Below are 20,335 nucleotides of genomic sequence, written 5' to 3' on the forward strand. Positions count from 1 at the left end.
GACGACGACGCGGGTCAACCCTAATAGAGCGATAGTCTGGCCTAAACGGGTGGCTCGTTCCCACCACCGGCAGAGCAGGAGAACTATGCGGCCCACTCGGTGGCGGCAGTCCACCCATGTGGCGGTTGGCGTCGTGGTCCTGGTGCTGGTCGCCGGCGTCGTCGCGCTTGCTGCCGTGCTCACCGGGCAGCGGTCCAGCGATGCCGCGGCGGTCGCGCCTGCGCCTGCGCCTGCGACCGCGAGCCCGGCGATCGTCCCGGTGGACATGTCGGCGCCGACTCCGACCGTGAGCGGCCTGGCCGCTGCGCTCGCACCGGCGCTGGCGAATCCCGATCTCGGTCAGGTGACCGGCCGGATCACCGACGCCGAGACCGGCGCCGAACTGTGGGAACAGAATTCCGGGGTGCCGATGCAGCCGGCCTCGGTCAACAAGGTGCTGACGACGGCCGCCGCGCTGCTCACGTTGGACCGCAACGCCCGGCTGGCCACCACGGTCCTGGCCGTCGACTCGCAGCCCGGTCTGGTGGTGCTCAAGGGCGGCGGGGACACCACGCTCTCGGCGGCGCCCGACGACATCGACACCTGGTACAAGGGTGCGGCCCGGATCAGTGACCTGGCCGAGCAGGTGCGCGGCAGCGGTATCGCGGTCACCGCGGTGCGGGTGGACACCAGCGAGTACAGCGGCCCGACGATGGCGCCGGGCTGGGATCCCGCCGATATCGAGGGCGGTGACATCGCACCGATGGAATCGGTGATGCTCGACGGCGGACGGATCCAGCCGACGACGGTGGAATCCAGACGGTCGACGACGCCGGCGCTCGATGCCGGCCGGGCCCTGGCCACCGCCCTGCGGGTGGACCCCGCGACGGTGACGGTGCTGCCGTCGGAGGTTGCGGGCGGCAGGCAGATCGCTGCGGTGCAGTCCGCCCCCCTGATCGAGCGACTCCGTCAGATGATGAACGAATCCGACAACGTGATGGCCGAGTCGATCGCCCGCGAGGTGGCGTGGCAACTGCACCGGCCGCAGAGCTTCGAGGGCAGCGTCGACGCGGTGCTGAGCCAACTCGACGGGGTCGGCATCGACACGTCGGCGGCCAGGCTGGTCGATGCCAGCGGCCTGTCGACCGAGGACCGGCTGACCGCCCGGATCCTCGACGAGGTGGTCAACCTCGCGGCAGGCAACACCGAACCGGCCATGCGGCCGCTGGTGGATCTGCTGCCCATCGCCGGTGGCAGCGGCACGCTGTCCAACCGCTACCTCGACACCGACGCCGGGCGCGACGCCGCGGGCTGGCTGCGGGCCAAGACCGGGTCGCTGACCGGGACCAACGCGCTGGCCGGCATCGTGACCGACGCCAACGGCCGGGTGCTGACGTTCGCGCTGATCTCGAATGACGCCGGCCCGACCGGACGTACCGCGATCGATGAGCTGGCCGCGGTGCTGCGGTCGTGCGGGTGCGGCACGTGAGCGATCGGGTCGCCATGACCGCGGGCCGCGCGGTCGACTGGGATTTCGCCGCGACAGTCGGGGCGAAGTTGGCCCGGTCGGCCCCGCCGTCCACGGATTACACCCGCAACCAGGTGATCGAACAGCTCTCGGAGAGTTCGAAGTCCGCCGAGCTGCCGGTGCGTGAGGTCACGGGACTGATCGAGGGTGCCGAAGTGCCCGAGGCTCGCGTGGTGGATCGTCCCGAATGGATCCGTGCGGCCACCCGTTCCATGCGGGTGATGACCACCGGGGTCCAATCCGGTGACGAAAGTGACTCGCAAAAGCCAGGATTCATCACCGGACGGGTGACCGGGGCGCAGACCGGCGCGGTGCTGGCATTCATCTCCACGGGCATCCTCGGCCAGTACGACCCGTTCGGCCCCGACGGTGGTGAGCTGCTGCTGGTGTACCCCAACGTCATCGCAGTGGAACGGCAGTTGCGCGTTGCCCCAGCTGATTTCCGGCTGTGGGTGTGCCTGCACGAGGTCACCCACCGGGTGCAGTTCCGGGCCAATCCCTGGCTGGCCGACCACATGTCACAGGCCCTGGCGGTGCTGACCCAAGATGCCGGCGAGGACGTCACCGAGGTGGTGGGACGACTCGCGGCGTTTGTCCGGAATCAGCGCAGCGGTCAACCGCCGGACCCCAATTCGGCCGGTGTGCTCGGCGTGATGCGGGCCGTGCAGGCCGAACCGCAGCGCCGCGCGCTCGATCAGCTGTTGGTGCTGGGCACCCTGCTGGAGGGTCACGCCGATCACGTGATGGATGCCGTCGGCCCGGCGGTGGTGCCCACGGTGTCGACGATCCGGCGTCGCTTCGACCAACGCAGGCAGCGCAAGCAGCCGCCGCTGCAGCGCGTGGTGCGCGCCCTGCTGGGCTTCGACGCCAAGATCAGCCAGTACACCCGGGGTAAGGCGTTCGTCGACCACGTGGTCGCGACCGCCGGGATGGCCCGGTTCAACACCGTCTGGTCGAGCCCCGACACCCTGCCATTGCCCGAAGAGATCGACGAACCCCAACGATGGATCGACCGGGTGCTGTAGCCGCGCTGCGGCACGTGTTGACCACCGCCGGGATCGACGGTGCGCACTGGTGCGTGGCGCTGTCCGGCGGTCCGGATTCACTGGCGCTGACCGCGGTGGCGGCAACCCTGCGACCCACCACCGCACTGATCGTCGACCATCGGCTGCAATCGGGGTCGGATCAGGTGGCCGAGACCGCCCGTCGGCAGGCTGTTGCTCTCGGGTGTGTTGCCGCGCAGGTTCTTTCGGTCGACGTCGGCCGCGCCGGCGGACCGGAGGCCGCCGCCCGTCAGGTCCGCTATCAGGCACTGGAGCGGGCCCGCGACGGCGCGCCGGTACTGCTCGGCCACACCCTCGACGATCAGGCCGAGACGGTGCTGCTGGGGCTGGGCCGTGGATCGGGTGCCCGTTCGATCGCCGGGATGCGCCTGCACGACCCACCGTGGCACCGGCCGCTGCTGGGGGTGCGGCGGCAACTCACCCACGCGGCCTGCGAGGAACTCGGGCTGACCCCGTGGCAGGACCCGCACAACGCCGAGGAGCGGTTCACCCGGGTCAGGTTGCGGCACGAGGTGCTGCCGCTGTTGGAGGACGTGCTCGGCGGCGGGGTGGCCGAGGCCCTGGCCCGCACCGCCACCGCGCTGCGCGAGGACACCGCGACGCTCGACGCCCTGGCCGGGGAGGCCCTGGCGGCGGCGCGCACCGAGGCCGGCGGTCTGGACACGGCGCGGTTGGCACCGTTGCCCGATGCGCTGCGCCGCCGGGTGATCCGGGCCTGGTTGCTGGACGGCGGCGCGTGTGATCTGACCGACATCCAGATTCGCGGGGTGGACCGGCTCGTGACGGCCTGGCGCGGGCAGGGCGGCGTGGCCGTCGGGTCCGGGCTGCGCAAACAGCGGTTGTTCGCGGCGCGGCGCTCGGGCGTGCTGGCAATGCACACCGAACCCGTCTAGCGATCCGCGTTGGAAAGCGACCCCTTCACGTGGCACGCTGTCGGAGTGCCTGTCGACTCTGCCGAGCTCTATGCGGGAGACATCAAATCGGTGCTGTTGTCCGAGGAGCAGATCCGGACCCGCACCGTCGAACTCGCCGAGATGATTGCCGAGCAGTACCGAGACGATCTGGGCAACGACGACCTGCTGTTGGTCACCGTGCTCAAGGGCGCGGTCATGTTCGTCACCGACTTGGCCCGGACCATCCCACTGCCCACGCAGCTGGAGTTCATGGCGGTCAGCTCGTACGGCTCGTCCACCTCGTCCTCGGGCGTGGTGCGCATCCTCAAAGACCTCGACCGCGACATCAACGACCGTGACGTGCTGATCGTCGAGGACATCATCGACTCGGGTCTGACCCTGTCCTGGTTGCTGCGCAACCTGGCCGCTCGTCATCCACGCTCACTGCGAGTGTGCACTCTGCTGCGCAAGCCCGAGGCCGTCAGGGCCGAACTCGATGTCGCCTATGTGGGGTTCGACATCCCCAACGAGTTCGTCGTCGGCTATGGCCTGGACTTCGCCGAGCGCTACCGCGACCTGCCCTACATCGGCACCCTCGAACCGAAGGTGTACGAGGCGCCCTGACCGGCGCTGAAACCGGGAGCTAGCTGAGCTCCCAGATCACCGTCACCGAGAAGTCCACCGTCTGCTGACCGGGTTCCAGGGGAACGTCCGCCATCGCCGCCCGCGGCATCGGGGTGGGCGTGGGTGGGGTCGAGCCACCGGACTGTTCCGATATCGAGATCACCTTGCCCAGGTGCAGTCCGGACAATCCGGCGTACTGCTCGGCGCGGTTCTTGGCGTCGTCGAATGCGCGAGCGCGGGCGTCGCGCACCAGGTCTGAGTCGTCCTCGATCGAATAGTTGACCGAGTTGATGCGGGTGGCGTCCCCGCCGGTGCTTGCGATCAACGCGAGTGTCTGCGAGGCCTTGGCGGTGTCGCGGATCTTGACCTTGACCGCATTGCTGGCGCGGTAACCCGAGATCGTGCTTTCGGTGAACTGCGGTTGCACGCTGACTTGGGTGGTGCTGATGTCCTTGCGGTCGATGCCCGATCCGACCAGCGCATCGATCACGGTCTGCTGCCGTTGGCTGGACTGGTTGAGGGCGCCGGACACATCCGGGGCGGTGAACTCCATGGCCACATCGGCGGTCAGGGTGTCCGGTACGCCCTGCACCTGGCCGGATCCGACGACGGTCACCTGTCGGGCATCGGCCGGCGAGCCGGCGCCGGGTCCCGAGGTCGCATCGCACGCGCTGACGCTGACAGCGATCAGTCCCGCCGCGGCAACGCCGAGTATCCGTAACTTCGTATTCGCAGCGATCGGCATGACCGAACCCTACCGGGAGGTTACGGCGTCACCAGGACTTTGCAGTGCCGGTCGGGGGAGGCGAGTTCGTCGAACGCGGTGCTCACGCCGTCGAGGTCCACGGTCCCGGTGATCATCGGGGCGACGTCGATCTCACCCTCGGCGATGGCGCGCAGCGAGTTCGCGAACTCGGTGGGGTCGTAGCCGAAGACGAACTGGATGTTGATCTGTTTGGCGATCGCGTAGAACGGGTGGACGGTGTCGGGTTGCATGCAGACCCCGGCGACCACCAGTCGGACGCCCGCTGGTGCGCGGCGCAGCATGTCGTCGATGATTCCGGGGGCGCCCACCGCCTCGAACACCACCGCGGGCTGGCACTGATGGAATGGTGAATCCGCGGCCGGGTCCAGCGTGACGTGGGCGCCCATGGTGGCGGCGAGTCCGCGTCGGGCGGGGGAGAAGTCCGACGCCACAATGGTTTTCACGCCCCGGAGTTTCAGAGCGGCGATGATGACGATGCCGACGGGGCCGCAGCCGACGACGAGCGCCGCCTCGCCGGGCTCGATGCGCGACGCGTTGACCGCATGCAGGCCGACGGCCATCGGTTCGGTGAGCGCGGCGTGTGCGGCGCTCAGGCCGTTGGGTACCGGCAGCAGTAGCGGCGCCGACAGCAGCATCTTCTCGGCGTAGCCGCCGACGGTGGTGTTGCTGTACACGATCATGTCGACACCGGTCTGCGAGATCAGCGCAGGGACGGAGGTGACCAGGGTTCCGGCCGGATGGGTTTCGGTGCCGGGTCCGGCGTCGAGGATCTCGGCGCTGAACTCATGGCCCATGTAGACATCGTGGGCCAGGTCGATGTCCATGTCGGGTATGCCTTCGAGGTCGGCACTCGCGGCCAGCATGTCGGCGCCGTGGGTGGCGAAATGCAGGTCGGAGCCACAGATTCCGCAGGCCTTCACCTCGACGAGCACCTGCCCGGGGCCGGGTACCGGTTCGGGCAGGTCATCGCGGACGACCATCCGTCTGTCGCGTAGGACCGCGGCGCGCATCACGCCTTCTCCTCGGTGGTGTCCTCGGCGACGGCTTCGGTGATGGCATTGACGATCGCCTGTCCGGCGCGCCCCAGTAGTTGATCCCGCATGCCCTTGGCCCACTCGTGGGAGGCCCGCGCGGCCGTGAGTTGGCCCTTGAAGTGCGGGATCACCTCACGGGCGAACAGTTCGTAGGAATGGAAGGTGGCTGCCGGTGGAGCCCAGTCGTGGCCGAGGAGCAGGAAGGTGCCGAACCCGCCGGAGCGGTCCAGCAGATCCTGGATGTAGGCGATCGCGTCCTCGGTGGTGCCGATGCAGCAATTGCCTTTGGACGCATAGTTTTCCACGAACTCATACGCCGACCCGGTGTCCTCGGTCTTCTCCGACAGCGGCACGAAGCCTGCCGCGCCGAAGTAGTTGGCGAAGTCCTGAAGGCCGTAGGTGCAATCCTCGATGGCCTGCTCGCGGGTATAGGCCAGGTGGATGACGCCCAGTACGCGCCAGTCCTTCCGGTCCGGTTCGGGACGGTCGGATTTGGCGGCCTGCGCGCGCACGGTATCCCAGGTGGTTTCCAGGGCAGCGTATCCCCCCGGCACCGACATCGACAGCGACAGCAGCGACGTGCCCAACGCCCCGGCCAGTCGCGGTCCCGACGGGGAAACCATTGCTGCGGTAGAGATTTCCGGGTAGGGCCAGGTGTAGGGGCGGATGTGCAGCGCAGCGTCGCGCAAGGTGAACCAGTCGGTCTTGCGGTTGATCCGCTCGTCGGGCGCGGCCCGGAACAACGCCAGGATCGCCTCGAGGGACTCCTGCATCATCGGTCGTTGGTCCACCGGGTCGATGCCCATCATGTAGGCATCCGACGGCAGCGCACCCGGTCCGGTTCCGAACATCACCCGGCCCCGGGTGAGATGGTCGAGCAACACCCAACGGTCGGCCACCATGAGCGGGTGGTGATACGGCAGCGAGACGACGCCGGTGCCCAGCCGGATGTGTCTGGTCCGCTCGGCCGCGGCGGCGATGAACACTTCGGGGCAGGCGATGAGCTCGTAACCGCCGGAATGATGTTCTCCGAACCAGGCCTCGTCGTAACCGAGCCGGTCCAGCGCCTCCACCCGGTCCATGTCGTATTGCAGTGCGGTGGTAGGGGATTGGCCGACCGGGTGAAACGGCGTGATGAACACACCGAAGTTCAACGGACTCACTTCAGGCCCTCCAGGAATTCGAGCAGCACCTTGTTGACCTCGTCGGGCCGCTCCTGCTGCAACCAGTGTCCGGCGCCGTCGAGCAGCACCTCTCGGTAGTCGCCGGTGGCCACGTCACGCACCCGGTCGCGCGGGGTGAAGCCCAGCACCGGGTCGGCGGCCCCGGCCAGAAACAGCAGCGGGACGCCGATGGTCTGGGCCTTCATTCGACCTGAGTCCGGGTCGCTGAGCTCCCAGTTGCGGTCGAAGTTGCGGTACCAGTTCAGCGGCCCGGTGAACCCGGTCTCGGTGAACGCCCGCACGTAGTGCTCGAACTCGTCAGCGGTGATCCAGTCCGGCAGCGGTGGCAGCGGACGGTCGACCATGCTCTCGGGCGGTCCGCCGAAGCCCTCCAACGCGATCATCCGCCGCATCGACTCGCGCACGTCGGCCCCCAGCGCGGCGTCGGCCACCCCGGGTTCCTGGAAATACAGGATGTAGAAGAAGTTGTCGCCGAAGATCCTGCGCCAGATCTGCGTCGGGGGCGCCGATGCCCGCGGTATCGGCGGCACGCTCAGCGCGGCCACCGCCGCGGCCCGCTCCGGGAAGAGCAACGGGAAGTTGGTCGCCACCGGTGAGCCCCAGTCGTGGCCGATGAGCACCGCCTTCTCGGCGCCGACATCATCGAGCAACCCCGCGATGTCGGCCGTCAACTCAATGATGTTGTAGGCATCGATGCCCTCGGGCCGCGACGAGCCACCGTATCCGCGCTGGTCGGGGGCAAGTACGTGATAGCCGGCCGCTGCCAGCGCGGGAATCTGGTGGCGCCACGAATACGCCAACTCAGGGAACCCGTGGGCCAGCACCACCACCGGATTTCCACGTTCACCCGCCTCGGTCACCTTCAAAGTCACGCCATTGGTATCGACTAACCGTTCGGTTGGTGTGAGCACGATCTCACCCAAGCACAGCGGTCCGCCCTCGGCTAGATACCGTCGGGAACTGCCGGACGTTGGTCTAGCGGTAGCCTTGAATGTCTCAACTGCGCACGTTGGAAGGACCGGGCCGAACTCGGCCGAGTGATCGATGAACCGCAAAAATGTGATCCGTACGTTGACCGTGATCGCGGTCGTGCTGTTGCTGGGCTGGTCGTTTTTCTATTTCAGCGACGACACCCGCGGCTACAAACCCGTCGACACCTCGGTGGCGGTGGCCCAGATCAATGCTGACAACGTCAACAGCGCCCAGATCGACGACCGCGAGCAACAGCTGCGACTCGACCTGAAGAGCGGCAAGGACGAGACCGAGAACAGCGACAAGGTCATCACGAAGTACCCGACCGGCTACGCGGTGAAGCTCGTCGACCAGCTCGATGCCAAGCACGTCAAGTTCGGCACCACCGTCAACCAGGGCAGCTTCCTCGGCTCGATGCTGATCTACATGCTGCCGCTGCTCCTGCTGGTCGGGCTGTTCGTGATGTTCTCCCGGATGCAGGGCGGCGGCCGGATGGGCTTCGGCTTCGGCAAGTCGAAGGCCAAGCAGCTCGGCAAGGACATGCCAAAGACCACGTTCGCCGATGTCGCAGGTGTCGACGAGGCGGTCGAGGAGCTCTACGAGATCAAGGACTTCCTGCAGAACCCGAGCCGGTATCAGGCGCTGGGCGCCAAGATCCCCAAGGGCGTGCTGCTGTACGGCCCGCCCGGAACGGGCAAGACCCTGCTGGCCCGTGCCGTCGCGGGTGAGGCCGGGGTGCCGTTCTTCACGATCTCGGGTTCCGACTTCGTCGAGATGTTCGTCGGCGTCGGCGCCTCCCGCGTGCGTGACATGTTCGAGCAGGCCAAGGCCAACAGCCCGTGCATCATCTTCGTCGACGAGATCGACGCCGTGGGCCGCCAACGCGGCGCCGGCATGGGCGGCGGTCATGACGAGCGTGAGCAGACCCTGAACCAGCTGCTGGTCGAAATGGACGGCTTCGGCGACCGCCAGGGCGTCATCCTGATCGCGGCCACCAACCGGCCCGACATCCTCGACCCGGCCCTGCTGCGGCCCGGCCGTTTCGACCGCCAGATCCCGGTGTCCAACCCCGACCTGGCCGGCCGCCGCGCGGTACTGAAGGTGCATTCGGCCGGAAAGCCCATCGCCCCCGACGCCGACCTGGACGGCCTGGCCAAGCGCACCGTCGGCATGTCCGGCGCCGACCTGGCCAACGTCATCAACGAGTCCGCGCTGCTGACCGCCCGCGAGAACGGCACCGTCATCACCGGTGCCGCGCTGGAAGAGGCCGTCGACCGCGTCGTGGGCGGCCCGCGCCGCAAGGGCCGCATCATCAGCGAGCACGAAAAGAAGATCACCGCCTACCACGAGGGTGGACACACCCTGGCCGCGTGGGCGATGCCCGACATCGAGCCGATCTACAAGGTGACCATCCTGGCCCGCGGGCGCACCGGCGGCCACGCCGTCGCGGTGCCCGAGGACGACAAGGGCCTGATGACCCGCTCGGAGATGATCGCCCGCCTGGTGTTCGCCATGGGTGGCCGCGCCGCCGAGGAACTGGTGTTCCGCGAGCCCACCACCGGCGCGGTCTCCGACATCGAGCAGGCCACCAAGATCGCCCGCGCCATGGTCACCGAATACGGCATGAGCACCAAGCTGGGCGCCGTGCGTTACGGCACCGAGCACGGTGATCCGTTCCTGGGCCGCACCATGGGCACCCAGGCCGACTTCGGCCACGAGGTGGCCCGCGACATCGATGACGAGGTGCGCAAGCTCATCGAGGCCGCCCACACCGAGGCGTGGGAGATCCTCAGCGAGTACCGCGACGTGCTCGACACGCTGGCCGGCGAACTCCTGGAGAAGGAGACGCTGCACCGCGTCGAACTGGAGGCCATCTTCGGTGACGTGAAGAAGCGTCCCCGGTTGACCATGTTCGACGACTTCGGTGGCCGGGTGCCGTCGGACAAGCCGCCGATCAAGACCCCGGGCGAGATCGCCATCGAACGCGGTGAGCCGTGGCCGCCGCCGGTGCCCGAGCCGGCGTTCAAGGCCGCCATCGCCGCCGCCAGCCGGGAGGCCGACCAGGCCAACGGTGCTGGCGCCAACGGCGCTCCGCCGAACGGCTCGAACCAGAACGGCTCGATGCAGCCTGACTACGGCGCCCCGGCCGGCTGGCACGCCCCCGGCTGGCCGCCCGCGCCGTCGCAGCCCGGATACCAGCCGCCGCAGCAACAGCAGGGCTACTGGTACCCGCCGCCGCATCCGTCGGGATGGCAACAGCCCCAGCCGTACCCGTATCAGCCCTATCCTCATCCCGGTCAGCCCGAACCGACCGAGGGGGCGGGCCAGGATCCTGCTCCTACTCCTGAGCGGACCGACCGGTCCGACCGGTCCAACCCACCGGCCCACGGCTGACCCGAGAACGGAGGCTTCGATGTCGCAGTCGCTGCGCGAGCATCACAACAACACCGATACGGCCACGCGGGTGTTCGACCAACCGCGTGCCGAGGCGGCCGTGCGTGAGCTGCTGATCGCCATCGGTGAGGACCCCGATCGTCAGGGTCTGCTGGAAACCCCGGCCCGCGTGGCGCGTGCGTACAAAGAGCTGATGGCCGGTCTCTACACCGACCCGGACGCGGTGCTCAACACCACCTTTGACGAGGAACACGACGAGCTCGTCCTGGTGAAGCAGATCCCGTTGTACTCCACCTGCGAGCACCACCTGGTGTCGTTCCACGGGGTGGCTCACGTCGGATACATCCCCGGGCTGGACGGCCGGGTGACCGGTCTGTCGAAGATCGCCCGGCTGGTCGACCTGTACTCCAAGCGCCCGCAGGTGCAGGAACGCCTGACCGCCCAGATCGCCGATGCAATGATGCGCAAGCTCGATCCGCGCGGAGCCATCGTGGTGATCGAGGCTGAGCACCTGTGCATGGCCATGCGCGGCGTCCGCAAGCCGGGCGCGGTCACCACCACCTCAGCGGTGCGGGGGCAGTTCAAGACCGACAAGGCTTCTCGGGCCGAGGCGCTGGAACTTATCCTGCGGAAGTGAAGCCCACCCATTTGCAGGTCATGGGAGTTGTGAACGTCACGGACGATTCCTTCTCTGACGGCGGCAAATTCATCGACCGCGATCGCGCCGTCGAACACGGGTTGGCACTGGCCGCCGCGGGGGCCGCGATCATCGACGTGGGCGGGGAGTCGACCCGACCCGGTGCGGTGCGCGTCGACGCTGCGGTGGAGGCGTCCCGGGTCGCCCCGGTCATCGAAGCGCTTGCCTCTCAAGGCATCACGGTCAGCATCGACACCATGCATGCCGATGTCGCAAAGGTCGCCCTGGAATGCGGCGCGCAGATCGTCAACGATGTGTCCGGCGGCCTGGCCGACCCGAACATGGCGCCGCTGCTCGCCGAGGCGAAGGTGCCCTGGATCCTGATGCACTGGCGTTCGGTCGGCGCCGAGCAGCCGCACCGCGCTCCGGGTTACGGCGATGTGGTGGCCGAGGTTCGGGCCGAACTGCTGACGGCGGTCGACGCCGCGGTCGCTGCGGGCGTTACCCCGGAACGGCTGATCATCGACCCGGGTCTGGGATTCGCCAAGACCGCGCAGGACAATTGGGCCCTTCTGCATGCGTTGCCCGAACTCGTCGCGACCGGGATCCCGGTCTTGGTCGGCGCTTCCCGCAAGCGCTTTCTGGGTGCGTTGCTGGCCGGGCCGGACGGGGCCGCGCGCCCACCGGACGGCCGGGAGACCGCCACCGCGGTGATCTCGATGCTCGCGGCCCAGCACGGGGCCTGGGGTGTTCGGGTGCACGATGTGGTGTCCTCCGTCGACGCGCTCGCCGTACTGGAAGCCTGGGAATCTGGAGGTCGGGTTGACTGATCGAATTGAGTTGCGCGGCTTGCGGGTTCGTGGCAATCACGGCGTGTTCGACCATGAGCGTCGCGACGGTCAGGACTTCGTCGTCGACATCACGGCATGGGTGGACCTACGCCGGGCGGCAGCCACCGACGATCTCGCCGACACCCTCGACTACGGCGCGCTGGCGCAGCGGGCAGCAGAGATCGTCGCGGGGCCGCCGCGAAACTTGATCGAGACGGTCTCGGCCGAGATCGCCGACGCCATCATGGCCGACGAACGTCTGCACGCGGTCGAGGTCGTCGTGCACAAGCCGAGCGCCCCGATTCCGCTGACCTTCGACGATGTCGCGGTCGTGGCCCGGCGGTCCCGACGAGGGAACAGCCAGTGACGTCCACAGTCCTTTCGATCGGGTCGAATCTCGGCGACCGGTTGGCCCGGCTGCAGTCGGTGGTCGACGGCTTGGGTAGTGCGGTCCGTGCGGTGTCGCCGGTGTTCGAGACCGACGCCTGGGGCGGAGTCGAGCAGGGTGCGTTCCTGAACGCGGTACTGCTCGCCGACGATCCGGGCCTTGACGGCCACGGCTGGCTGCGACGCGGCCAGGAGTTGGAACAGGCCGCAGACCGGGTCCGGGAACAGAAGTGGGGCCCGCGCACCCTCGACGTCGACCTGGTCACCTGCCACGACGGTGACGTCGAGGTGCAATCCCGCGATGACGACCTGACGCTGCCACATCCGCTGGCCCACCAGCGCGCATTCGTGCTGATCCCCTGGTTGGCGGTGGATCCGGGTGCCACGCTGACGGTCGTCGGCCGGTCTCGCCGGGTCGCGGACCTCATGGAGGAGATTGATCCGGCCGAACGAGCCGGGGTCAGGCGCACCGATCTGGCGCTGGCCCTGCGCACCGAACCGGCAGCCGACTGATGGGCCCCACGCGCAAGCGCGACCTCGCCGGCGCGGTGGCCGCCGTCGCCATCGTCGGCTACGTGCTGGTCGGCGCGCTCTACCGGTGGTTCCCGCCGCTCACGATCTGGACCGGCCTCTCACTGCTGGCGGTCGCGATCGGCGAGGCGGGCTGGGCGTTCTATGTGCGGGCCAAGATCAACGACGGGCAGATCGGGGTCGGTGCCGGTCGACTTGATCCGCTGACGGTGGCCCGGTCGGTCGTCGTCGCCAAGGCCTCGGCCTGGGTTGGCGCCATCGTGGCCGGCTGGTGGATCGGAGTGCTCTTGTACTTGCTGCCCCGGCGCGGCGACCTGAGGGTGGCCGGCGAGGACACTCCCGGTGCGGTCGTGGCTGCGATCAGTGCCCTGGCGCTGATCGTCGCGGCGGTGTGGCTACAGCACTGCTGCAAGTCTCCCGGGGAGCCGCCGGACAACGGCGATACCGCGACCGAGTGAACGAACTCGGCCAGGTAGTTGGCCGAATCGCCGCAGCGGTCACCAGGCTGGATGACCCGTGACGGGTACAGTCGGCGCATGTCCGTTCTGCCCCGCGGTGGTCGGCCACGGCGCGGCGGCCGAAGGCCCGGCTGGCTGCTCTTAACGGTATTGCTGGTACTCGCCATTCTGGCCAGTTCCGCATTGGTGTTCACCGATCGCGTCGAGTTGCTGAAACTCGCTGTCATCCTGGCCCTGTGGGCCGCCGTCGTCGCGGCCTTCGTCTCCGTGATCTATCGGCGCCAGAGTGATCTGGACCAGGCCAAGGCCCGTGATCTCAAGTTCGTCTACGACCTGCAGCTGGATCGCGAGATCTCGGCGCGGCGGGAGTACGAACTGACCGTCGAGACCCAGCTGCGCCGGGAGCTCGCCTCGGAGCTGCGTGCGCAGGCCGCCGATGAGGTTGCTGCGCTGCGCTCCGAGCTGGCCGCATTGCGGACGAATCTGGAGATCCTGTTCGACACCGACCTGGTGCACCGCGAGGCCATCGAGACCGACAGGAGCGCGGTGCGTACCGCAGGCCGGGTCACCGCCAGCCGCCTGGATGTGCCGCCGGTCGAGGTCACCGACATTCGAATGTCGCGCACCCAGGAAAGCCCGATCATCGATGTTCCGGCCGAACCGCATCCGCCGGAGAACGACTGGGCGACCTCCGGTGGTGCGCATCGGCTGCCATCGCGGCCGGTGCCTGCCGGTGACCAGCCGCGTCGTCGGCGGCGCCAGCCCGAACCGCCGCGCCAGTCCGAACCGCCGCGCCAGTCCGAACCGCTGCGCCAGCCCGAACCGCCGCGCCAGCCCGAACCGCCGCGGCCCGAGCCGCAACCCCAGCCGCGCCCCGAGCCGGTAGCGCGCCCGGAGCCCCAACCGGCCGCCCGTCGGCAGCCTGAGTCCCCGTCGACCTGGGCCCCGCCACCGCCGCCACCGGCCATGCCGCCGATGCAGCCATCGCCCACGATCGAAGCCCCGCAACCCGAGCCGCTGCCGCAACCCGAGCCCCCAACGCCACCTGAGCCGGTTGCTGAGCCCGCAGCCGCAGGCTGGCGGCCGGCCCCTGCCGATGGGCAGTGGATCCCCGCCGGCGCACCGGGCAGCAACTGGACGGCGCCGGTGGCCCAGAACGGTGCGGCTGACGAGTACGTCGGCAGGCGTCGCGCCCGGGAAGCGACACCGGCCCCTCAGCCGTCACCGGAGCCCGAGCCGACTCCGACTCCGACCATGTCACCAGGTCCGGCACCCGAGCCGCCCCGTGGTCGCCACTCCGGCACAGCCGACCCGGGTCGGCCCGAGCCGGCCCAGCCGCCCCCGGCGTTGGCCACCGAATCCTCGCAACCACCTGACCTGCCGCGTCGGGCATCTCGGCACCGCAGCGACAACGAACCCGAGCCCGAGCCGCCGAACGGGCACCACGCCGATGGCCAGTCGGTGAACGAGCTGCTGGCCCGGTTTCAGGCCGCACCGGCCGAAGGTGGGCGTCGCAGACGTCGCGAGGAGTGAGTTAGTCTCGTGACGACCGTCCGGTACCCGCACCGCGGGACCGGAACGAGGAAGTTACCCATTCAACCTGTGAGGTCTCCTGCGATGGAGCAACCCCCTGCAAACGGGTGGTCCCCACCTGAGGGACTACGTCCGGCCAGGCTCAGCGTCGGCATTGTGTCGGCGGGCCGGGTGGGCACCGCGCTGGGCTATGCCCTGGAACGCGTGGAACACGTGGTGGTGGCGTGCAGCGCGATCTCCGAGGCGTCGCGGCTGCGGGCGCAGCGCCGGCTACCTGACAGCTCTGTCCTCCCGGTTCCCGAGGTGGCTGCGCGGGCCGAACTGTTGCTGTTGACGGTTCCCGACGCGGAGCTGGCATCTCTGGTGTCCGGCCTGGCCGCCACCGGTGCGGTGCGGCCCGGCACGATCGTGGTGCACACCTCTGGTGCCAACGGGGTCGCGATCCTGGCCCCGTTGACCGAGCAGGGGTGCATTCCGCTGGCCATCCACCCGGCGATGACGTTCACCGGCTCCGACGAGGATCTCGCGCGGCTGCCCGATGCGTGTTTCGGCATCACCGCGGCCGACGAAATCGGCTATGCGATCGGGCAGGCGCTCGTGCTGGAGATCGGCGGCGAGCCCTTCCGGGTCCCCGAGCACGCGCGGACGCAGTATCACGCGGCGTTGGCGCATGCCAGCAACCACCTGGTCACCTTGGTGCTCGACGCCGTCGACGCCCTGCGGGCCGCACTGCGGGGCGAGGAGCTGCTCGGTCAGGAACTCGTCGGCGACGCGCCCGGCGGTCTGCCCGAGCGCACCGTGGGCCCGCTGGCCCGCGCCGCGCTGGAGAACGCGCTGCAACGCGGCCAGGCCGCGTTGACCGGGCCCGTTGCGCGGGGTGACGCAGCCGCGGTGGGTGCGCATCTGAACGCCCTGCGCGTATTGGATCCCCAACTGGCCCAGGCATATCGGGCCGATTCACTGCGTACCGCCCAGCGCGCTCACGCGCCCGCGGACGTGTTTGCGGTGCTCTCAGACATCGGACCCGAAACCAGCCCTGAAACGAGTCAAGGATGACCCCCAGCAAAACTCCCAAGTTCGTCGCCGGTGAGCTGAACGTCTACTCGGCACCTGCCGATGTCGCCGCCGTCACCCGCGCCCTGCGGGCCAGTGGGCGCCGCGTCACCCTCGTCCCCACCATGGGTGCGCTGCACGAAGGCCACCTGACGCTGATCCGCGCGGCCAAGCGGGTTCCCGGCGCGGTGGTCGTGGTATCGATCTTCGTCAACCCGCTGCAGTTCGGGGCAGGCGAAGACCTCGATGCCTACCCCCGGACCCTCGATGAGGACCTGGCCGCGCTGCGTGCCGAGGGCGTCGAGATTGCCTTCACCCCAACTGGTTCAGACATGTACCCCAACGGATCCCGCACGAGTGTGCAGCCGGGGTCGGCCGGGGCTGAACTGGAAGGCGCCTCGCGCGCCGGACACTTCGCGGGTGTCCTGACGGTCGTGCTCAAGCTGCTCCAGGTCGTCCGTCCGGACCGGGCCTTCTTCGGCGAAAAGGACTATCAGCAACTGGCATTGATCCGGCAGATGGTCACCGACCTCAACGTCGACGTACAGATTGTGGCGGTGCCCATCGTCCGGGAATCCGATGGACTGGCGATGTCGTCGCGCAATCGCTACCTCGATGCCGATGAGCGCGAACAGGCCGGAGCGTTGTCGGCGGCCCTGCTGGCCGGTAAGTACGCCGCGGCGGGCGGGGCGGCGGCGACTGTCGACGCGGCCCGAGCGGTGCTCGACGAGGTACCCGCGATCGACGTCGACTACCTCGAAGTGCGTGACCCGATGTTGGGTCCCGCACCGAGCGAAGGTCAGGCCCGGTTGCTGGTGGCCGCCCGGTTGGGCCGAACCCGACTGCTGGACAACATCTCTGTCGACATCGGAGCGTCCGCCGGAATCGACGGACACCCTCGCGTCGGTGACGGCGACAATCACGAACTGCCCTGGAGGAACTGATGCAGCGCACCATGCTGAAATCGAAGATTCACCGCGCCACGGTGACGCAGGCCGATCTGCACTACGTGGGCTCGGTGACCATCGACGCCGACCTGATGGACGCGGCCGACCTGCTCGAGGGCGAGCAGGTGACGATCGTCGATATCGACAACGGTGCCCGCCTGGTGACGTACGCCATCACCGGTGAGCGTGGCACCGGAGTGATCGGGATCAACGGTGCCGCAGCGCATCTCATCCACCCGGGCGATCTGGTCATCCTGATCGCCTACGGTGTGATGGAGGATGCCGAGGCCCGTGCCTATCAGCCGCGGATTGTTTTCGTGGACGCGGACAACCGGCAGGTCGACCTCGGTGAGCACGGCCACGATCCGGCCTATGTCCCCGAGGATGCATCCGAACTGATGTCGCCGCGCTGATGCTGCTCGCCATCGACGTCCGCAACACCCACACCACGGTCGGGCTGATCACTGGTTCGGGTGATCACGCGAAAGTGGTGCAGCAGTGGCGGATCCGTACCGAGTCCGAGGTGACCGCCGATGAGTTGGCGCTCACCATCGACGGCCTGATCGGCGATGACTCCGAGCATTTGACCGGGGCCGCCGGATTGTCCACGGTGCCCTCGGTACTGCATGAGGTGCGCTTGATGCTCGATCAGTACTGGCCGTCGGTGCCGCATGTGCTGATCGAACCCGGTGTGCGCACCGGTATCCCGCTGCTGGTCGACAACCCGAAGGAAGTCGGCGCGGACCGGATCGTGAACTGCCTTGCCGCCTATCACAAGTACGGCACTGCGGCGATCATCGTCGATTTCGGCTCGTCGATCTGTGTCGACGTGGTGTCGGCCAAGGGGGAGTTCCTGGGTGGGGCGATCGCTCCCGGTGTGCAGGTGTCCTCGGATGCCGCCGCGGCCCGCTCGGCCGGGCTGCGCCGGGTCGAGCTGACCCGTCCGCGTTCGGTGATCGGCAAGAACACCGTCGAATGCATGCAGGCCGGGGCGGTGTTCGGGTTCGCCGGGCTGGTCGATGGTCTGGTCAGCCGGATCCGCGCGGATGTCGACGGGTTCGCCGGCGACGACGTCGCGGTGGTGGCGACCGGTTACACCGCGCCGCTGGTGTTGCCGGACGTGCGCACCGTCGAGCACTACGACCGTCATCTCACCCTTGACGGCCTGCGGTTGGTGTTCGAGCGCAACCGTGACAATCAGCGCGGCAGGCTCAAACCGGCACGTTGATTTCTCCTGTTCGCGCTGGGAAAGTTAGGCTGGCATTCTGTGAGCCCCGCCGATCGCGACGACGCGTCCCAGTCCCAGGCCGACCTTCCTGAACAGTTCCGGATTCGTCAGGCCAAGCGGGAGCGGCTGCTGGCCGAGGGCCGTGAACCCTATCCGGTGACCGTTCCGCGTACACACTCTCTGTCTGAACTGCGCAGCGCCTATCCGGACCTAGCCGCCGATACGCAGACCGGCGTGCTGGTCGGCGTCGCGGGCCGGGTGGTATTCGCCCGCAATTCGGGCAAGTTGTGCTTCGCGACGTTGCAGGAGGGTGACGGTACGCAGCTGCAGGCGATGATCAGCCTGGCCCAGGTCGGGCAGGAGTCGCTCGATGCGTGGAAGGCCGACGTTGACCTCGGCGACATCGTGTTCGTCCACGGTGAGGTGATCAGCTCCAAGCGTGGTGAACTCTCGGTGCTCGCCGATTCGTGGCAGATAGCGGCCAAGGCATTACGCCCGCTGCCTGTTGCTCACAAAGAAATGAGCGAAGAAGCGCGAGTACGTCAGCGCTATGTGGATCTCATCGTGCGTCCGGAAGCGCGCAGTGTTGCGCGGCAACGGGTGGCGGTGGTGCGGGCGGTGCGATCGGCATTGGAACGCCGGGGCTTCCTCGAGGTCGAGACTCCCATGCTGCAGACCCTGGCCGGCGGAGCGGCGGCCCGGCCGTTCATCACGCACTCGAATGCGCTCGATGTGGATCTGTATCTGCGGATCGCGCCGGAACTGTTCCTCAAGCGCTGCATCGTCGGCGGTTTTGACCGGGTTTTCGAGCTGAATCGGAACTTCCGGAACGAAGGCGTTGATTCCACGCACTCACCGGAATTTTCGATGTTGGAGACATACCAGGCCTACGGTGACTACAACGATTCGGCGGTAGTCACGCGCGAACTTATTCAAGAGGTTGCCGACGAGGCGATCGGAACTCGTGAAGTGCCATTGCCTGATGGCACTATCTACGATCTCGACGGGCAATGGGACACATTGGAAATGTATCCCTCGCTGTCGGAGGCGCTCGGTGAGGAGATCACACCGGAGACGTCGGTCGACCACCTGTGGCGTATTGCCGATCGGCTAGAGGTCGAGATTCCGCGCGACCGCGGCTACGGGCACGGTAAATTGGTCGAAGAACTCTGGGAGCACACCGTCGGTGAAAAGTTGTGGGCACCAACATTCGTCCGTGACTTCCCGGTGGAGACGTCGCCGCTGACTCGGGCTCACCGCAGCATTCCCGGGGTGACCGAGAAATGGGACCTCTACATAAGGCGTTTCGAGCTCGCTACCGGATATTCCGAACTCGTCGACCCGGTAATCCAACGTGAGCGATTCGAGGCCCAGGCCCGCGCGGCCGCCGCAGGCGATGACGAGGCAATGGTTCTCGACGACGATTTCCTTGCCGCATTGGAGTACGCGATGCCGCCCACGACCGGCACCGGAATGGGTATCGATCGCCTGTTGATGGCGTTGACGGGGTTGTCTATTAGGGAGACGGTTTTGTTCCCGATTGTTCGTCGTCACAGTAACTGAGTCATCGCAACTGAACGGCTCAGATCGTCCCGTTGTTGGAAATGTGCATGTTTTGTGGCACATTAGGGTGCGGGATACTCGGTGGTAGTTATCAATGCGTATGCAGAAGGGCTCGGTGCGGAGTAATGGCGAAGAAAGTGACCGTAACGCTGGTCGACGATTTCGATGGTGAAGCCACTGCCGACGAGACAGTTGAATTCGGCCTCGATGGTGTCACCTATGAGATCGACCTTTCCTCCAAAAACGCAACCAAGCTCCGTAACGATCTGAAGCAGTGGGTGGAGGCCGGGCGCAGGGTCGGTGGGCGTCGGCGCGGCCGGGCGGCCGGGCCGGTCCGTGGCCGCGGGGCCATCGATCGCGAGCAGAGTGCCGCCATCCGCGAATGGGCCCGCCGGAACGGCCACAACGTCTCGACGCGGGGCCGCATCCCGGCCGACGTCATCGATGCATTCCACGCCGCAACATAAAACGACCGCAACGTAACCGATAGTTGCCAGCTCCGGACCGGTGAGAATTCCCGGTCCGGAGTTTTTCGCTAGCGGCGAACCTGAAACGCGTGTATTCCGGAAACGATTCGCCGACCGGCAGCGTTGCTCATGTGAGCACTTGATGTGGACAGCTTGTCCTGGGTCCAACCTCCGCACCCGGGACAGCCGCCTATTAGAGTGGACGCTAGGTACTACGTGCGGGCTACGAGAAAACCGATGTAACGAAGCCGTACGCGGGTATC

At 67.7% G+C, this 20,335-nt stretch carries 21 protein-coding genes; 17 read left to right on the forward strand and 4 right to left on the reverse strand.

Annotated elements, in window-relative coordinates; genetic code table 11:
- Positions 1-85 precede the first annotated feature (85 nt).
- Genes dacB through hpt form a run of 4 tightly spaced genes read left to right on the forward strand, consistent with a single transcriptional unit; the run spans position 86 to position 4,088 of the window.
- On the forward strand, positions 86-1,468 hold the full coding sequence (dacB, locus tag JOF57_RS28375; RefSeq protein WP_209922626.1) for a D-alanyl-D-alanine carboxypeptidase/D-alanyl-D-alanine endopeptidase: 1,383 nt from the start codon (positions 86-88) through the stop codon (positions 1,466-1,468).
- 14 nt (positions 1,469-1,482) lie between these two features.
- The gene (locus JOF57_RS28380) at positions 1,483-2,532 is read left to right on the forward strand and encodes an Rv3626c family coenzyme F420 biosynthesis-associated protein (RefSeq protein ID WP_209923800.1); all 1,050 of its coding nucleotides are present in this window, start codon (positions 1,483-1,485) and stop codon (positions 2,530-2,532) included.
- Entirely contained in the window at positions 2,511-3,464 is a 954-nt protein-coding gene (gene tilS, locus JOF57_RS28385) for a tRNA lysidine(34) synthetase TilS (RefSeq protein ID WP_209922628.1), read from the forward strand. The genes JOF57_RS28380 and tilS overlap by 22 nt, the downstream gene beginning before the upstream one ends.
- Positions 3,465-3,509: 45 nt before the next feature.
- Positions 3,510-4,088, forward strand: coding sequence for a hypoxanthine phosphoribosyltransferase (gene hpt / locus JOF57_RS28390; protein WP_209922630.1), 579 nt, complete (start codon positions 3,510-3,512; stop codon positions 4,086-4,088).
- A 19-nt stretch (positions 4,089-4,107) separates the two neighbouring features.
- Here the strand turns inward: hpt and JOF57_RS28395 are convergent, their stop codons facing one another.
- Genes JOF57_RS28395 through JOF57_RS28410 form a run of 4 tightly spaced genes read right to left on the reverse strand, consistent with a single transcriptional unit; the run spans position 4,108 to position 7,983 of the window.
- Positions 4,108-4,833, reverse strand: coding sequence for an SIMPL domain-containing protein (locus JOF57_RS28395; RefSeq protein ID WP_209922632.1), 726 nt, complete (start codon positions 4,831-4,833; stop codon positions 4,108-4,110).
- A 20-nt stretch (positions 4,834-4,853) separates the two neighbouring features.
- Positions 4,854-5,864 carry a zinc-binding dehydrogenase gene (locus JOF57_RS28400; RefSeq protein ID WP_209923801.1) on the reverse strand — a complete coding sequence of 337 codons (1,011 nt, stop codon included), beginning with the start codon at positions 5,862-5,864 and terminating at the stop codon, positions 4,854-4,856.
- Entirely contained in the window at positions 5,864-7,051 is a 1,188-nt protein-coding gene (locus tag JOF57_RS28405; protein ID WP_209922635.1) for an LLM class flavin-dependent oxidoreductase, read from the reverse strand. Before JOF57_RS28405 ends, JOF57_RS28400 begins: the two co-directional genes overlap by 1 nt.
- Positions 7,048-7,983 carry an alpha/beta fold hydrolase gene (locus tag JOF57_RS28410; RefSeq protein ID WP_209922637.1) on the reverse strand — a complete coding sequence of 312 codons (936 nt, stop codon included), beginning with the start codon at positions 7,981-7,983 and terminating at the stop codon, positions 7,048-7,050. The genes JOF57_RS28405 and JOF57_RS28410 overlap by 4 nt, the downstream gene beginning before the upstream one ends.
- A gap of 133 nt (positions 7,984-8,116) precedes the next feature.
- On the opposite strand from JOF57_RS28410, the gene ftsH reads away from it, so the two are divergent.
- The 13 genes from ftsH to lsr2 all read left to right on the forward strand — a co-directional run bounded on the left by ftsH (position 8,117) and on the right by lsr2 (position 20,072).
- On the forward strand, positions 8,117-10,438 hold the full coding sequence (gene ftsH, locus JOF57_RS28415) for an ATP-dependent zinc metalloprotease FtsH (protein ID WP_209922639.1): 2,322 nt from the start codon (positions 8,117-8,119) through the stop codon (positions 10,436-10,438).
- Positions 10,439-10,457: 19 nt separating this feature from the next.
- Positions 10,458-11,075 carry a GTP cyclohydrolase I FolE gene (gene folE / locus JOF57_RS28420; RefSeq protein WP_209922642.1) on the forward strand — a complete coding sequence of 206 codons (618 nt, stop codon included), beginning with the start codon at positions 10,458-10,460 and terminating at the stop codon, positions 11,073-11,075.
- 20 nt (positions 11,076-11,095) lie between these two features.
- Positions 11,096-11,905, forward strand: a complete 810-nt coding sequence (folP, locus tag JOF57_RS28425) for a dihydropteroate synthase (RefSeq protein ID WP_209923802.1) — start codon at positions 11,096-11,098, stop codon at positions 11,903-11,905.
- Positions 11,898-12,272 (forward strand): dihydroneopterin aldolase, encoded by a 375-nt coding sequence (gene folB / locus JOF57_RS28430; protein WP_209922644.1) that lies wholly within the window; start codon positions 11,898-11,900, stop codon positions 12,270-12,272. Before folP ends, folB begins: the two co-directional genes overlap by 8 nt.
- The gene (gene folK / locus JOF57_RS28435) at positions 12,269-12,805 is read left to right on the forward strand and encodes a 2-amino-4-hydroxy-6-hydroxymethyldihydropteridine diphosphokinase (protein ID WP_209922646.1); all 537 of its coding nucleotides are present in this window, start codon (positions 12,269-12,271) and stop codon (positions 12,803-12,805) included. The genes folB and folK overlap by 4 nt, the downstream gene beginning before the upstream one ends.
- The gene (locus tag JOF57_RS28440) at positions 12,805-13,281 is read left to right on the forward strand and encodes a DUF3180 domain-containing protein (protein WP_209922649.1); all 477 of its coding nucleotides are present in this window, start codon (positions 12,805-12,807) and stop codon (positions 13,279-13,281) included. Before folK ends, JOF57_RS28440 begins: the two co-directional genes overlap by 1 nt.
- 78 nt (positions 13,282-13,359) lie before the next feature.
- Positions 13,360-14,814 carry a DUF6779 domain-containing protein gene (locus JOF57_RS28445; protein ID WP_209922651.1) on the forward strand — a complete coding sequence of 485 codons (1,455 nt, stop codon included), beginning with the start codon at positions 13,360-13,362 and terminating at the stop codon, positions 14,812-14,814.
- Between the two features lie 84 nt (positions 14,815-14,898).
- Complete coding sequence (locus JOF57_RS28450; protein WP_209922653.1) at positions 14,899-15,870, forward strand: Rossmann-like and DUF2520 domain-containing protein; 972 nt, start codon at positions 14,899-14,901, stop codon at positions 15,868-15,870.
- Positions 15,867-16,811: a pantoate--beta-alanine ligase gene (gene panC / locus JOF57_RS28455; RefSeq protein ID WP_209922654.1), complete on the forward strand. Its 945-nt coding sequence runs from the start codon at positions 15,867-15,869 to the stop codon at positions 16,809-16,811. Before JOF57_RS28450 ends, panC begins: the two co-directional genes overlap by 4 nt.
- Positions 16,811-17,227, forward strand: coding sequence for an aspartate 1-decarboxylase (gene panD, locus JOF57_RS28460; protein ID WP_209922656.1), 417 nt, complete (start codon positions 16,811-16,813; stop codon positions 17,225-17,227). The genes panC and panD overlap by 1 nt, the downstream gene beginning before the upstream one ends.
- Positions 17,227-18,042, forward strand: coding sequence for a type III pantothenate kinase (locus tag JOF57_RS28465; protein WP_209922657.1), 816 nt, complete (start codon positions 17,227-17,229; stop codon positions 18,040-18,042). The genes panD and JOF57_RS28465 overlap by 1 nt, the downstream gene beginning before the upstream one ends.
- A 39-nt stretch (positions 18,043-18,081) precedes the next feature.
- Positions 18,082-19,605 (forward strand): lysine--tRNA ligase, encoded by a 1,524-nt coding sequence (gene lysS, locus JOF57_RS28470; RefSeq protein ID WP_209922658.1) that lies wholly within the window; start codon positions 18,082-18,084, stop codon positions 19,603-19,605.
- 125 nt (positions 19,606-19,730) lie between these two features.
- Positions 19,731-20,072 (forward strand): histone-like nucleoid-structuring protein Lsr2, encoded by a 342-nt coding sequence (lsr2, locus tag JOF57_RS28475; protein WP_209922660.1) that lies wholly within the window; start codon positions 19,731-19,733, stop codon positions 20,070-20,072.
- The last annotated feature ends 263 nt before the right edge of the window (positions 20,073-20,335 follow it).

Source organism: Mycolicibacterium lutetiense, from assembly GCF_017876775.1.
GTDB classification, from domain to species: Bacteria; Actinomycetota; Actinomycetes; order Mycobacteriales; family Mycobacteriaceae; genus Mycobacterium; species Mycobacterium lutetiense.

Bases quoted from the DNA above. Each gene is read 5' to 3' on its own strand.
- panC (WP_209922654.1), top strand. From the start codon at position 15,867: ATGACCCCCAGCAAAACTCCCAAGTTCGTCGCCGGTGAGCTGAACGTC.
- JOF57_RS28465 (WP_209922657.1), top strand. From the start codon at position 17,227: ATGCTGCTCGCCATCGACGTCCGCAACACCCACACCACGGTCGGGCTG.
- folE (WP_209922642.1), top strand. From the start codon at position 10,458: ATGTCGCAGTCGCTGCGCGAGCATCACAACAACACCGATACGGCCACG.
- ftsH (WP_209922639.1), top strand. From the start codon at position 8,117: ATGAACCGCAAAAATGTGATCCGTACGTTGACCGTGATCGCGGTCGTG.
- lsr2 (WP_209922660.1), top strand. From the start codon at position 19,731: ATGGCGAAGAAAGTGACCGTAACGCTGGTCGACGATTTCGATGGTGAA.
- dacB (WP_209922626.1), top strand. From the start codon at position 86: ATGCGGCCCACTCGGTGGCGGCAGTCCACCCATGTGGCGGTTGGCGTC.
- tilS (WP_209922628.1), top strand. From the start codon at position 2,511: ATGGATCGACCGGGTGCTGTAGCCGCGCTGCGGCACGTGTTGACCACC.
- JOF57_RS28380 (WP_209923800.1), top strand. From the start codon at position 1,483: ATGACCGCGGGCCGCGCGGTCGACTGGGATTTCGCCGCGACAGTCGGG.
- JOF57_RS28395 (WP_209922632.1), bottom strand. From the start codon at position 4,833: ATGCCGATCGCTGCGAATACGAAGTTACGGATACTCGGCGTTGCCGCG.
- panD (WP_209922656.1), top strand. From the start codon at position 16,811: ATGCAGCGCACCATGCTGAAATCGAAGATTCACCGCGCCACGGTGACG.
- JOF57_RS28445 (WP_209922651.1), top strand. From the start codon at position 13,360: ATGTCCGTTCTGCCCCGCGGTGGTCGGCCACGGCGCGGCGGCCGAAGG.
- JOF57_RS28450 (WP_209922653.1), top strand. From the start codon at position 14,899: ATGGAGCAACCCCCTGCAAACGGGTGGTCCCCACCTGAGGGACTACGT.
- JOF57_RS28440 (WP_209922649.1), top strand. From the start codon at position 12,805: ATGGGCCCCACGCGCAAGCGCGACCTCGCCGGCGCGGTGGCCGCCGTC.
- JOF57_RS28400 (WP_209923801.1), bottom strand. From the start codon at position 5,864: ATGCGCGCCGCGGTCCTACGCGACAGACGGATGGTCGTCCGCGATGAC.
- folP (WP_209923802.1), top strand. From the start codon at position 11,096: ATGGGAGTTGTGAACGTCACGGACGATTCCTTCTCTGACGGCGGCAAA.